Annotated in this window: 15 protein-coding genes; 6 read left to right on the top strand and 9 right to left on the bottom strand. The window is 60.9% G+C overall.

Annotated elements, in window-relative coordinates; genetic code table 11:
• Window positions 1-6: 6 nt before the first annotated feature.
• Window positions 7-843 (bottom strand): alpha/beta fold hydrolase, encoded by an 837-nt coding sequence (locus LGM20_RS08690; protein ID WP_044524034.1) that lies wholly within the window; start codon window positions 841-843, stop codon window positions 7-9.
• Between the two features lie 192 nt (window positions 844-1035).
• Window positions 1036-1611, bottom strand: a complete 576-nt coding sequence (locus LGM20_RS08685; protein ID WP_044524037.1) for a hypothetical protein — start codon at window positions 1609-1611, stop codon at window positions 1036-1038.
• A gap of 131 nt (window positions 1612-1742) precedes the next feature.
• On the opposite strand from LGM20_RS08685, the gene LGM20_RS08680 reads away from it, so the two are divergent.
• Window positions 1743-2657: a LysR substrate-binding domain-containing protein gene (locus tag LGM20_RS08680; RefSeq protein ID WP_044524039.1), complete on the top strand. Its 915-nt coding sequence runs from the start codon at window positions 1743-1745 to the stop codon at window positions 2655-2657.
• 5 nt (window positions 2658-2662) lie between these two features.
• Here LGM20_RS08680 and LGM20_RS08675 read toward each other — a convergent pair whose 3' ends face one another.
• Both LGM20_RS08675 and LGM20_RS08670 read right to left on the bottom strand, forming a co-directional pair.
• A complete protein-coding gene (locus LGM20_RS08675; RefSeq protein ID WP_023290321.1) occupies window positions 2663-2998 on the bottom strand; it encodes a DUF1869 domain-containing protein in 336 nt (111 codons plus the stop codon).
• A 4-nt stretch (window positions 2999-3002) separates the two neighbouring features.
• The gene (locus LGM20_RS08670; RefSeq protein WP_002911866.1) at window positions 3003-3335 is read right to left on the bottom strand and encodes a TehB family protein; all 333 of its coding nucleotides are present in this window, start codon (window positions 3333-3335) and stop codon (window positions 3003-3005) included.
• Here LGM20_RS08670 and LGM20_RS26530 point away from each other — a divergent pair.
• Window positions 3334-3588 (top strand): hypothetical protein, encoded by a 255-nt coding sequence (locus LGM20_RS26530; RefSeq protein WP_044524041.1) that lies wholly within the window; start codon window positions 3334-3336, stop codon window positions 3586-3588. The two genes, LGM20_RS08670 and LGM20_RS26530, sit on opposite strands and share 2 nt — an antisense overlap.
• Here the strand turns inward: LGM20_RS26530 and LGM20_RS08665 are convergent.
• The gene (locus LGM20_RS08665; RefSeq protein WP_032428929.1) at window positions 3559-5469 is read right to left on the bottom strand and encodes a putative bifunctional diguanylate cyclase/phosphodiesterase; all 1911 of its coding nucleotides are present in this window, start codon (window positions 5467-5469) and stop codon (window positions 3559-3561) included. The genes LGM20_RS26530 and LGM20_RS08665 overlap by 30 nt on opposite strands.
• A 10-nt stretch (window positions 5470-5479) precedes the next feature.
• A complete protein-coding gene (locus LGM20_RS08660; RefSeq protein ID WP_032428930.1) occupies window positions 5480-5977 on the bottom strand; it encodes a putative pterin-binding protein in 498 nt (165 codons plus the stop codon).
• Window positions 5978-6282: 305 nt separating this feature from the next.
• Between LGM20_RS08660 and shiA the strand changes: the two genes are divergently transcribed.
• Together shiA and LGM20_RS08650 are read left to right on the top strand one after the other, a co-directional pair.
• Window positions 6283-7602: a shikimate transporter gene (gene shiA, locus LGM20_RS08655; RefSeq protein WP_023290324.1), complete on the top strand. Its 1320-nt coding sequence runs from the start codon at window positions 6283-6285 to the stop codon at window positions 7600-7602.
• A 46-nt stretch (window positions 7603-7648) separates the two neighbouring features.
• Window positions 7649-8389 (top strand): lipoyl protein ligase domain-containing protein, encoded by a 741-nt coding sequence (locus tag LGM20_RS08650; protein WP_044524043.1) that lies wholly within the window; start codon window positions 7649-7651, stop codon window positions 8387-8389.
• On the opposite strand, the gene LGM20_RS08645 is transcribed toward LGM20_RS08650, so the two are convergent.
• A complete protein-coding gene (locus LGM20_RS08645; RefSeq protein ID WP_044524044.1) occupies window positions 8349-9305 on the bottom strand; it encodes a LysR family transcriptional regulator in 957 nt (318 codons plus the stop codon). The genes LGM20_RS08650 and LGM20_RS08645 overlap by 41 nt on opposite strands.
• A gap of 116 nt (window positions 9306-9421) precedes the next feature.
• Between LGM20_RS08645 and LGM20_RS08640 the strand changes: the two genes are divergently transcribed.
• Window positions 9422-9811, top strand: a complete 390-nt coding sequence (locus LGM20_RS08640; RefSeq protein ID WP_023290327.1) for a tautomerase family protein — start codon at window positions 9422-9424, stop codon at window positions 9809-9811.
• 21 nt (window positions 9812-9832) lie between these two features.
• On the opposite strand, the gene LGM20_RS08635 is transcribed toward LGM20_RS08640, so the two are convergent.
• Window positions 9833-10564: an HPP family protein gene (locus LGM20_RS08635; RefSeq protein WP_044524045.1), complete on the bottom strand. Its 732-nt coding sequence runs from the start codon at window positions 10562-10564 to the stop codon at window positions 9833-9835.
• Between the two features lie 199 nt (window positions 10565-10763).
• Here LGM20_RS08635 and LGM20_RS08630 point away from each other — a divergent pair, with 199 nt between their 5' ends.
• Complete coding sequence (locus tag LGM20_RS08630) at window positions 10764-11873, top strand: adenosylhomocysteinase (RefSeq protein WP_044524048.1); 1110 nt, start codon at window positions 10764-10766, stop codon at window positions 11871-11873.
• A 44-nt stretch (window positions 11874-11917) separates the two neighbouring features.
• Here LGM20_RS08630 and cobT read toward each other — a convergent pair whose 3' ends face one another.
• Window positions 11918-12985, bottom strand: a complete 1068-nt coding sequence (gene cobT, locus LGM20_RS08625) for a nicotinate-nucleotide--dimethylbenzimidazole phosphoribosyltransferase (RefSeq protein ID WP_044524049.1) — start codon at window positions 12983-12985, stop codon at window positions 11918-11920.
• Window positions 12986-13002 lie beyond the last annotated feature (17 nt).

The following is a 13002-nucleotide window of genomic DNA, read 5'->3' as shown; positions in this document are numbered from 1 at the left end:
AGAAGATCAGGCGCGGATAAACGCCAGCAGATCGGCGTTGATGGTATCGGCGTGGGAAGTGTGCATCCCGTGCGGGAAGCCAGGGTAAACGATCAGCTGGCTGTTGGGCAGCAGCTGGTCCTGCAGGATAGCGGCATTTTTATAGGGAACCACCTGATCGTCATCGCCCTGCATGACCAGCACCGGCAGCGTAATCGACTTAAGATCTTCGGTCTGGTCCGTTTCTGAAAACGCCTTAATACCTTCATAATGGGCTTTGGCGCTGCCGATCATCCCCTGTCGCCACCAGTTCTGGATCGTCCCCTGCGACACCTCCGCTCCTTCACGATTAAAGCCATAGAACGGGCCAGAGGCGACGTCGAGATAGAACTGGGCGCGGTTAGCCGCCAGCGCTTTGCGGAAACCGTCAAACACCTCGATCGGCGTGCCGCCAGGATTCTGTTCGGTTTTGACCATCAGCGGCGGAACGGCGCTGATGAGCACCGCCTTCGCCACCCGCCCCTGCGGCTGGCCGTAGCGGGCCACGTAGCGGGCGACCTGGCCGCCGCCGGTGGAGTGCCCGACGTGGACCGCATTGTGCAGATCCAGATGCTCCACTACCGCCGAGACGTCTGCCGCATAATGGTCCATATCATGCCCCTCGCTGACCTGATCGGAGCGGCCATGGCCCCGGCGGTCGATGGCGATGACCCGAAAGCCTTCGGCAAGGAAAAACAACATCTGGTTATCCCAGTCGTCGGCGCTTAACGGCCAGCCGTGATGAAAAACAATCGGCTGAGCTTCCTTTGGACCCCAGTCTTTGAAGTAAATATTGACGCCGTCTTGGGTGGTGACAAATGCCATGTTACAGACTCCTCTTTCAGGATAACCAGCCTGCAGGCCCATGCCTGGACTGAATGCCGACGGCGGCCGGCTGAGAAGCCAGCCGCGAAGGAATGTGATGCCAGTAACAGTGTAGAAGAAATTTATCACCCCGCCGGACGACTTATCCCGTTTCGCTTGATCGGCTCGCCTGAACCCGGCAAGCGGCGGCTACTACGCCGCACTCTCCTGTTGGCGGATGCGCACAATCAGCGCGCCGAGCAGCGCCCAGTCCAGCAGCACGGCGAAGGCAAAGTTCACGCCGCCGCGTCCTGCCCCGGCGGTGTGCCAGGTCAGCAGCGTCGCCGCGATAGCGACAGCCACGCTCAGCGCCGTGGCGCCGCTGACGCGGCGACCCGACAGTGCCGCCCGTCCCGCGGCAACGCGCCAGGCGACAGCCGCCCCCGCGCTGCCGAACATCACGCCGGGGAGCAGCGACGGCCAGGCCTGGCCGCCATACCAGGCCACCAGCGCCAGCAGCCAGCCGGCCGCCGACACCAGGAAGGCCCAGCGCGTCGCCGTCAGGGGCGCCCGATAGAGCCAGGGCTGCGCGCGCGCGAATCCCCATCCGGCGCCGAAGGCCGCGATCAGGAGCGCCAGCAGACCCAGCGTGCCGCTCGCCCCGATAACGGGGGCCATGATGAACAGCAAGGCCCCGGCGGCGAAGACTACGCTGAGGGCGATGGCGCGACCGCGCGGGTCGATGGTTCCCGCAGCGTTCGCGGCGGCATGGTGGTGTAAAACGTGCATATTCAGCTCCTGACACATTAAACGGCATGAAAAAAACTCATGTCATCGTCTTTACATGCCCGTAGCCTATCGCCACTATACAGGGACACACAAACGCATAGTTTTCAGCCATAGATGAGAAAAACTCAGCCATGAGACCCCCTCGCCTGCCACCGCTGGGCGCCCTGCGCGCCTTTCACGCCGTCGCCCGCCAGCGTAGTTTTAAACTGGCCGCCGGGGCGCTCGGCGTCAGCGCGACGGCGGTCAGCCATCAGATCAAACTGCTGGAATCGGTCCTGGAGTGCCGGGTCTGTGAACGCAGCGCGCAGGGCGTCAGCCTGACCGCCGATGGCGAGATCCTCTACGCCGCCACCCAGCGCGCCTTCAGCGCCCTGGAGCAGGCTGTCGTCCAGATAGCCCAGGCCCGCCAGCCGCCATCCTTAACCGTCACCACCACCTCCAATTTTCTCACCCACTGGCTGGTGCCACGGCTGGCGGACTTCACCGCCCGCTTTCCGGCTATCGACCTGCGTCTGCACACCAGCGTCGAACGGGTGGATCTGCATCTGGGCACGGTGGACGCCGCGATTCGCTATCGCGAAACGCCCGAGCCGGATCTGTGCTGTACCCTGCTGCATAAGGATCGCTTTATCGTGGTCGCCAGCCCGACGCTGGCCCTCAGCCGGCCTGACGATCTGGCGCAGGTGACGCTGTTTCACGTCGCCAACCGGCACGTACCGGCCGATTCGCCGAGCTGGGAGAACTGGCGTCGCCGCTATGGACCGCCGACGCTGAATATTGACGCGGGGTTAACCTTTAGCGATGAAACCCATGCCCTGCAGGCGGCGGTGGCCGGCCAGGGGGCGGTGATCGCCAGCGAACTGCTGGCGCGGGATCTGCTGCAGCGCGGGGTGTTATCCGCGCCATTCAGCGGCGCATTGCCGGGCGCCAGCTACTGTCTGGTCACCACCGAAGCGGCAGCGCAGCGGGCGGATATTATCGCGCTGCGGGAGTGGCTGGTGGGTCAGATGGCCCAGGGCGTCAGCGGCCAGCCGGCAGCGGGATAGCGGCCTTACCAGCCGCAAACGTTGGTCTCTTCGTCGGACTCATAGCCGCGGACGATATTGATCAGCTCCTTCACCGCATCGGCCGCGGTAAGCGGGTCTCGCAGCGCCGCCAGCGAGGAAAAGCTTTTATCGACCGAGACGCCGTTATTGTTATTGGTGACCGTCAGCACAAACTCCCCCTCTAAATTGTCGTCCGGCAGAGCGCTCAGCAGCCCATTAACGGCCTCTACCGCCTGCTGCGGAATATACAAGACCATCGGTTTGAGGAATATTTTTTCTTGTTTCCGCTGAAGCCGGCCATTCTCTACCGCTAAGGTATAACCTTTATTTTCACTGTTCATAATTTTATCCCTCGATGAGAATTTTCGGATCAACATAGAAGTCGACATTAAATACCGTGTCCTCCGAGAGGGCCTCAATGCAGTGCCATTTTTCTGGCGGAAAAACGCCAAACTGGCCGGCTTCAATGGTCAGCGTTTCAACCGGTTCGGGGCTGGTTTCATCGGCATAGCCGAGATAGCGGATCGCCCCCTGCATCACCGACAGCCGGGGATAGACCCCCTGGCGGGTGCCAGCGTCCAGATGGCGGCGCCAGATAGAGGCCGGAGCGGTCTCCTTAGTCCACAGCGGCGTGCTGCGGGTATGAACGTAATGGGTGGGAATAATAATTCGCTGCATGATTGCGCCTCACTTTACCGTCGCAAAGGATACGGTCAGAAATAGCCTATATGATGCATATCATATACCTCTTTCAAAGGTGAAGGATATTATTTTCCTGGCGAATTTTATCTCTACTCCTTTTTATACCCCTCTGGGATTAGCGCTAAGAGAAAATAAAAAAGGCGTTTCCAGCTTGCTGAAATCGCCCGGAATAATATCTTTAAGGGCCTTCATATTTCATTTAGCGCAGCGGACTCGGTTTGCCGATTAAATAGCCCTGCACCAGGTCGCAGCCCAGCGCCTGCAGCGAGGCCAACTGCTCTTCGGTCTCCACGCCTTCAGCCACAATGCGCATATGCAGGCTCTTTCCCATGCTGATAATCAGGCGCACGATATCCAGATCGTCTTTTTGCTCCGGAATATTGATAACAAACGAGCGGTCGATTTTGATTTTATCGAACGGGAAGTAGCTTAAACGCGACAACGAAGAATAGCCGGTACCAAAGTCATCGATGGAGATTTGAATGCCCTGCTCGCGCAGCTGGCTGAGAATTTCCAGCGAACGGGTGTTCTCATTGAACACATCCGACTCGGTGATCTCCAGATCCAGCCGTCGCGGGTCGAGGCCAGTCTGCTGCAATACGCTGATAATGGTGTCGGTCAGCGAGGTGTTCATCAGCTGAATCGGTGAAACGTTGACCGAGACCTTGAGCGGCGTCGCCCAGCTGGCCGCTTCGGCACAGGCGGTTTTCAGCACCCACTCGCCGAGGGCATTGATAAGGCCGATTTTCTCTGCCACCGGGATAAACACCGTCGGCGGCACGGCGCCGCGCACCGGATGGAACCAGCGAACCAGCGCTTCATAACCGTAGATTTCGCGCGTAACGGTATCGGCGATCGGCTGGTAGTAGACTTTGAATTCGTCATGGGCCAGGGCCTGCAGCAGATCGTCTTCAAACGATTTATTCTCCTGCAGACGCTGCAGCATTCCGGGCCGGAAGATTTGCACATGGCCGCTGCCCTCTTTTTTCGCCTCATACAGGGCGAGGTCGGCGCACTTGTACAGATAATCAGTCCGGCTTTCGCCATCAGAGATCACGATCCCGATGCAGGCGTCGATATTAATCTGCGCATCGTAGATCTGATAGGGCTGGCTGATCTTCTCCCGGATAACATTGGCCCGCTCGAGCGCCATCTCTTCGGTCAGATCGTAAGAGAGCATCGCGAACTCATCGCCGCCGAGACGATACAGCGTCTCTGAGGTTTTACGGAAAAAAGAGAGGCGGCTGGCCAGATCCTGCAGCAACTTATCGCCGGCGTCATGCCCGAGGGTATCGTTTACATCCTTAAAGCTGTCGAGGTCGAAAAGCATCACCACGGCGCAGCCATTATAGGGGCGCACCTGATTGACGATCTCCTGCAGACGCTGCCAGAAAGAGAGACGGTTTGGCATACCGGTCAGCGAATCATGGTAGGCATCGTACTGCAGTCGACGGTTCTGCACCTGCAGTTTCTCTTTCGAGGCCTGCAGATCGTTGGCCAGGGTTTTCATACGAACGTGGGCGCGCCGCAGGTTATTATTCTGCCGCAGCATCAGCAGCCCGAGTGAAATACACATGGCGATCAGCAGAATGGAGATCACCGAGTAGATATAATAGAGATGCTGAATTTTATCATGGGTGATATTAACGATATTAATATCTTGCGTCAGCGTGGCGGCCGCCATTGAGGTCAGGGGGCCATCCAGTTCGCTTAACACCGGCAGGATCGCTTTCACCTGCGCCGGCGTCATGGTATCAACTTGTTTATCAAGCAAATGGAGATTGCGGATCAGCGTGGCGACCACCGCCTTCCGCTGTTCGCTTTTATTAATAAAGCGACCCAGATCGCCCTCCTGCAGGAGTTCGATCTGGCTCATCATGATCTCGAGGCGCAGGCGCACCTCATCGTGGTCCGCCCCTTCGGCCCCAATCGCCATTCCCGCCAGACGAGACTCCAGTCGCATATATTCCGATACCATCTGCGACATTGACCACGAGTCCGTATAGCGGGTAAATTTTTGCAACTCACTTTGTCGCTCATGCACCAGATAAGTAATATATCCAGTCACAATAAACAACGACAAAATAATAGCCGTGAGTATTCGATTCAAGATCCGACCCTTACTCTATTATAATCTTAGAAACTTGCCAGGCCGATCGGGAATAATAGATCTGGTTCTGTAATTCAGCGCTGCTGTCGTAAGGGTAGACGATAAATAACGGGCCTTTATCCCGAACGCGCATATATTGGCCGTTCATTTTTAACGCCATAATGACCGGGAATTTATAAAAATCGTCCATCGGGATAATGGTGGTGTAGTCGTTAAGCGCCAGCACGCGGACGGATTGGCCTTTAGCGCCGACTAAATCCATGAGTTTATTAAGGGGAATGCCGTCAAAACGGACCTTGCCGGTGTACCAGGGGGTGGTGGTTTCCACCGTCTTCATGCCCAGCTTTTCCAGCATCGCGAGATCAAAAACCGCCTTGTCACCGACGTTCGTATTTCCGATTTTGCCGGAAATGGTCAGTACAGGTTTTCCTGTCGGCGCAGGCAGTTTTTCAGCATAAGCAGAAGGCAACATGACAGAACAAAATAAAACTGCAAGAAGTAGACGCATTTAACTCACCATTCCAGAGAAGGAGACATGTTAAGTGTAAACCATTTACGTCAATTCTTAAAAGGTGCTCCTCTTTGTTATCCGTTGATTTAATTAAAAGTATAAGCTTGCTGGCAAATTGCCAGAATGTTGAGTAAAGGGTGTGATTTCGCCCGCCTTTCCGGTCGCTTATTTTTGCACCAGCTCGCCGCTTAGCAGGCAAACTACTTTCCTCCACGGCCGCTGCGCGGTAGTCTCAGTGCAGACGCTACGCTAAAAGCGTCTCATTCCAATAACAACGAATTACGTGACTGACAGGACAGGGTATGGATTCAACAATAAGCGTGCAGCCCGGCGAGGCGCCGGATTCGCTGCATCGGGCCCGGCGGGCGGCATGGGGCAGCTTTGCCGGCGCCGTGGTCGACTGGTACGATTTTCTTCTCTATGGCATTACCGCCGCGCTGGTGTTCAACCGCGAATTTTTCCCGCAAATCAGCCCGGCGATGGGCACCCTTGCCGCGTTTGCCACCTTCGGCGTCGGGTTTCTTTTTCGCCCGCTGGGCGGGATTATCTTTGGCCACTTCGGCGACCGTCTCGGGCGCAAGCGGATGCTGATGATGACCGTCTGGATGATGGGTATCGCCACCGCCTGCATCGGCCTGCTCCCCTCATTCAGCCAGATCGGCTGGTGGGCGCCGGTGCTGCTGGTGTTTCTGCGGGCAGTTCAGGGCTTTGCCGTCGGCGGCGAATGGGGCGGCGCAGCGCTGCTCTCGGTGGAGAACGCGCCGAAGGGAAAAAAAGCCTTTTACAGCAGCGGGGTGCAGGTAGGCTACGGCGTCGGCCTGCTGCTCTCCACCGGGCTGGTATCGCTGATCAGCAGCCTGACCACCGACGAGCAGTTCCTCAGCTGGGGCTGGCGTTTACCCTTCCTGTTCAGCGTGGCGCTGGTCCTGATTGCGCTGTGGATCCGTAACGGTATGGCCGAATCGCAGGAGTTTGAAGCCCAGCAGAGCCAGGCCAACGCGCCGCAGGTGAAAAAGCGACTGCCGGTGGTGGAAGCCCTGCTTCGCCATCCCGGGGCGTTTTTACTGATTATTGCCCTGCGGTTGTGCGAACTGCTGACCATGTACATCGTCACCGCCTTCGCCCTCAACTACTCGACGCAAAACCTCGGCCTGCCGCGCGAGCTGTTCCTCAACATCGGCCTGCTGGTGGGCGGCCTCAGCTGTCTGACTATCCCCTGCTTCGCCTGGCTGGCAGACCGCTTTGGCCGTCGGCGGATCTATATTACCGGGGCGCTGATCGGCACGCTGAGCGGTTTTCCGTTCTTTATGGCGCTGGAGAGTCAGTCCGTTTTCTGGATCCTGTTCTTCGCCCTGATGCTGGCCAATATCGCCCATGATATGGTGGTCTGCGTCCAGCAGCCGATGTTTACCGAGCTGTTCGGCGCCAGCTATCGCTACAGCGGCGCCGGCGTCGGCTACCAGGTGGCGAGCGTGGTCGGCGGCGGCTTTACGCCCTTTATCGCCGCGGCGCTGGTCACCTTCTCCGGGGGCTCCTGGCACAGCGTGGCCCTCTATCTGACCGCGGGATGCCTGCTGTCAGCCCTCACCGCGCTGCTGATGAAAAAGCATACCGTCGACTGACCAGCCTTCGGAGGGCGCGACCCGCGCCCTCCGGTAAGGAGAACGCATGTCTCTGTTGCCCCTGGCCGACTGCTGGCCACGCCGCTTTACCCCCGCCTCGCTGGCGCTGCAGTTTTGCGAGGACCCCACCCAGGCGGAACCACCGCTGTTTGCCAAAGCCGGCGCCGGCGAGGCCGTCGCCCAGCTCTGGCAGGCGCCGCAGGGATTCGTGGTGCCGGGGAGCTATCGTCAGTTTGCGGACCTGCCGGCGGTCAGCGCGCGTTTTGCCGCGCGGGGCTGGCCGGTATGGCTCCGCCGCTCCGGGGGCGGTCTGGTGCCCCAGGGGCCGGGGATTATCAACCTCAGCCTCGCCTGGCCGGTGCAGCAGCCGCTCGGCGAGGCCGCCGAACCCATCTATCACTCGCTGTGCGCTGTGCTGCAGCGCACCCTCGCGCGCTTCGGCGTTGCCAGCCACGCCCGGGCGGTGAGCGGTTCCTTTTGCGATGGCCGGTATAACCTCGCCTGCGGAGAGGGAGAGGAGGCGCGCAAGATTGTCGGTACCGCCCAGTACTGGCGGCCGCAGACGGCGAGCGGCGGCCATGTGGTGCTGGCCCATGCGGTGATCCTTATTGACGCCGACCTTAGCGCGGCGCATCAGGCGGCGAACGCCTTCGAAGCGCAGCTCGGCAGCGGGCGGGTCTACCGCGCCGACAAAACCGTCACCCTGGCGCAGTTGCTTCCCGGCGAGCGCCATCTGCTCCCCCGCTTCAGCGAGGCGCTGGCCCGGGAGCTGGACGCGGCTCGCTGAAGGTCGCTTTCAGGTAGCGGCTAAAGGTCTCCACCGCGCGCGACACCCGCGGAGTATAGGGCCGGATGAAGTACAGCCGATCGGCGAACACCTCCACCGGCTGCCACGCCGGCAGCAGCTCCTGCACCAGCCCGCGGCCGATAGCCTCCCGGGCGCTAAAATCCGGCAGCAGCGCCACCCCCAACCCCGCCAGCACCGCATCGCGCAGCGACTCGCTGTTGTTGGTGGCGAACGGCCCCTGCACGTTGATGGTCACCCGCTCATCGGGCGTCTGGCGGGAGGCGAACGTCCACTGCGGGCGCTGGGGCCCACGGGGATAGGTCAGGCACTGGTGTTGACGCAGATCGTCAGGCGTCTCCGGGCGGCCATGGCGGCGAATATAGTCGGCGGATGCGACGATCAGCGTGGCCGTGTGGCACAGCGGCCAGGCGACGTGGGTGTCCGGGAGCGCCTCGCGCCGACAGTGGCGGATGGCGAGGTCGAACCCTTCGCTGCCGAGAGAGACCAGCCGGTCGGTCACCTCCAGCTGCAGATGCAGCTGGGGATGTTGATGTAAAAAGGGCGCGATCGCCGGCACCAGCTGCTGACGGGAAAAGGCCACCGGCGCGGTCAGGCGCAACGTCCCCCGCAGCGGTCCGCCCTCATCGCAGGCGCCGGTGAAAATATCCCGCAGCTGGCCAAACGGCTCACTGAGCTCCGCCACCAGCCGCAGCCCGTCGTCGCTGAGGCTGACGCTGCGGGTGGTGCGATGGACCAGCGTTTTACCGGTCACCCGCTCCAGCTCGCTGATTTTCTGGCTGATGGCCGACTTGCTGATCCCCAGCTTTTCCGCGGCCCGGGTATAGCTTTTCTGCTCTTCCAGCACCGTCAGCCAGTAGAGATGGGCCCAGTAACTCTCCGGACGACTCTCGCTCATATTGATTGTTCACCAGTAAAAACAATGTATTCAACTATAGCGGTTTTTGCCCGCGACGGCATCGGCTAGCATCCATATCAGACAGCGATTATTCCCTAACGATAAGGACCACCTGCATGCCATTACTGACATTTGACCTGATTGAAGGCCGTACGGAACAGGAGATCAGAACCCTGCTGGATGCCGCTCATCGCGCCGTGCTGCGCGCCTTCGAGGTACCGGAACGCGACCGATACCAGATTGTTCACGAAAACAAAGCCCATCATATGGTGATTGAAGATACCGGCCTCGGACTGACCCGCACGCGGGATCAGGTGGTGGTGCGGGTCTATACCAGCCCGCGCAGCGACGCGCAGAAGCAGCGTTTCTTCGCCATTCTGCAGGAGGAGCTGGCGGAACACTGCGGCCTGAGCGGGGATGATGTGATGGTGTCGATTATCAGCAACCAGAAAGGCGACTGGAGTTTTGGCCGCGGGGTCGCGCAGTATCTAACCGGCGATCTCTAACCCGCGGCCGGGAGGGCGCTGTCAGCGGCGGCCAGCCGCCGCGATGCGCTGGCGCGCCTGCTGTTCGATATTTTCCAGCAGTTCCTGGACATCGTCTTCGTCAATGTCGAGGAACTGGCCTTCCAGCAGGGCGGCGTGAATATCTTCCCGGGTAACCGAAATGCCCAGCGGCACCGCACGGGATTTGACCTCCTCCGCCGCCAGCGGATGGGGGTAGCGGCGGCCAACCAGATTGTTAAACACGATGGCCAACAGCGCCAGCATCAGCGAGTTGAGCAGCACCGGCGTCAGCACAAAGTGATAGCCTTCGCTGTGCACCGCGGCGCCGCCGAGGATCGCCGTCAGGGCCACCGCGCCGCCGGGAGGATGCAGGCAGCGCAGAAAATACATCCCGGCGATGGCCAGCGCCGCCGCCAGCCCGCAGGCCAGCGCCGGGTCGGGCACCAGCATACCCACCGTGACGCCGATCAGCGCCGACAGCACATTGCCGCCGACAATCGACCACGGCTGCGCCAGCGGACTGCTCGGCACGCCAAACAGGAGTACCGCCGATGCGCCCATGGGGGCAATAAACCACAGGTTGACTTCGCCGAGCAGCCAGTGGCTGAACATGCTGGTCACCGCCAGCCCGGTGCCGGCGCCGATGGAGCCCAGCACAATATGCCGACGAGCCACCGGCAGCGCGTGCGGCTTCAGCCGCCCAAGGAAAATCCGCAGCCGTGAAAACAGGCCTGCGGGAATAACGCTCAACATCACTTTATCGCTCAGATCATAGGAGTTACTTATATTTTATTTTCTTTTTTTAACCTTACATTAACAACCCTGTATTTAGCAGGGGATCGCGCGGGCGGCGATTTCCGGGCGGCGCAGGGCTGTGAATTCTCGCCCGGGCTGATAGAATCCCTTTTCTGTCAGGGGGATACCCCTTTTGCGAACTGAAGGTCATAACCCAGTGAATAATAAAATCTCTTTAGCGAAAGAAGTGACATGGGCCAGCCAGAATATGCCGCGTACCCTGCGTCAGGTCGCCGCCCTGCCCGACCTCAGCGGCGTCCGCCTTGCCTGCTGTATGCACCTCGACATGAAAATGATCCCGCTGGTGCAGGGGATCCTCGACAAGGGCGCTCAGGTCTTTTTAACCACCTGTAACCCCACCACCGTGCAGGACGACGTGGTGGCCTGGCTGGTGGAGCGCGGCGCCGAGGCCTGCGCCTGGCGCAATATGAGCGATGCCGACTGGCAACAGTCATGGGAAAAAGCGATCGCCTGGCAGCCCACTCACCTGTGCGAAATGGGGGCCGATATCACCACCCTCCTCCATCAGCGCGGCGAGTTCGGCAACATCGTGGCGGGTCTGGAAGCCACCGGCTCCGGCGTCAATCGGCTGGGGGATATTCAGCCCGGCTATCCGATCTTTAACTGGGACGATCTGCCGGTCAAAGAGGGGCTGCATAACCGCCATATGGTCGGTCTCACCGCCTGGCACACCTTCTTCCAGACCACTCATCTCACCCTGCATGAGAAAAAAGTGCTGGTGATCGGCTACGGCCTGGTTGGCCAGGGCGTCGCGGCGGCGGCAAAAGCCTTTGGCGGCCAGGTGATGGTGGCGGAGATCGATCCTGCCCGTCGGCTGCAGGCGGCCTATGACGGCTGGCACGTGGTCGATCTGCAGGAGGCTATCGCCTCGGCGGACGTGGTAGCCACCGCGACAGGCGGTAAAAACGTGGTTAATCGCCAGGCGCTGGACCGGGCGAAAGCGGGCGTGTTTATCCTTAACGTCGGCCACGTGGCGGAAGAGATCGACGGCGAGTACCTGCGCCAGTACCCTCAGGAAGAGGTGATGCCGTATATCAACGCCTACCGCATGGCTGACAAAACCGTCTACCTGATGGCCAATGGCTCGATGCTCAACCTGACCGCCGGCTTCGGCGACAGCCTTAACGCCTTTGACGTCACCCTGGCGGTGATGGCCAGCGGTATCGGCCATATTGTCAGCGACGGTATGCGCGCCCCGGCGCAGGTTTACCTGCTGCCGCAGGCGGTCTGGCAGCAGGCGCTGTAAACCCGGCGCACCGTCCCCCTTCCTCGAGACGATGCGCTTTATCATCAGGACGCTGGCGCGCTGTCGGGCAGCACAATGTTGCTCTGCGCCAGGGTCCCCATCTGGTGGTACATCGCGCTGGCAGCATCCAGCAGGTGCATGGCCAGCGCCGCGCCGCTGCCCTCCCCCAGGCGCATGTCCATATCGAGATACGGGCGCAGACCCAGCGCGTCGAGGGCGATCCGCGCCCCTTTCTCCGCCGACAGGTGCGAAGGGATAAGATACGGGTGCGCCGCCGGGGCCATGCGGCAGGCCGCCAGAGCCGAAGCGTAGGAGAGGAAGCCATCCAGCACCACCGGCAGGCCGCAGGAGGCCGCCCCGAGGATCACCCCGGTCATACCCACCAGATCAAAACCGCCCACCTTAGCCAGCACGTCCAGCCCGTCCGCCGGGTTCGGTTGGTTATGAGCGATCGCCTGGCGCACCACCGCCACCTTATGGCCCCGCTGCGCCAGCGGCAGATTGGCCCCGCAGCCCACCACCGCGTCGGGGTCGCTGCCGGTCAGGACGCTGATCGTCGCAGCGGCCGGGGTGGTATTGGCCATCCCCAGCTCCCCCACGCCAAAGACGTTCACCCCGTCGGCGGCGAGCTGGCGGGCGAAACGCATGCTGGCCAGCAGCACCGTCTCCGCCTGCTGACGGCTCATCGCCGCCGTCCGGGCGATATTCCCGCTACCGCGGGCCACCTTGAGGTTGATCAGGCCCGGCAGCGGCTCGGCGTCGATGCCGACATCCACCACCTCCACTCTCACGCCGGCCTGCGCCGCCAGCACGCAGACGCCGGTATTGCCCCGCACCATATTGCCGGCATGAATGGCCGTCACCGCCTGCGGGGAAGGGGTCACGCCTTCATGCCAGACGCCGTGGTCGGCGCACATGACCACGATGGCTTTTTCAGTCAGCGCCAGCTGCCCCTGCAGCCCCGGCAGACCGGCCAGCTGTACCGCCAGGCTCTCCAGACGGCCAAGGCTGCCGGGCGGCTTTAACAGGCCATCAATATGCTGCTGCGCGCGCGCCATGCCCGTCACATCGGGCTGCGGAATGGCAGCCAGTAACGCCGAAAGTGTTTCCATTCTGTTCCTCACCGTTG

This window comes from Klebsiella quasipneumoniae subsp. quasipneumoniae (assembly GCF_020525925.1).
Classification (GTDB): Bacteria; Pseudomonadota; Gammaproteobacteria; order Enterobacterales; family Enterobacteriaceae; genus Klebsiella; species Klebsiella quasipneumoniae.
This window is presented reverse-complemented; position numbering and strand designations above follow the sequence as displayed.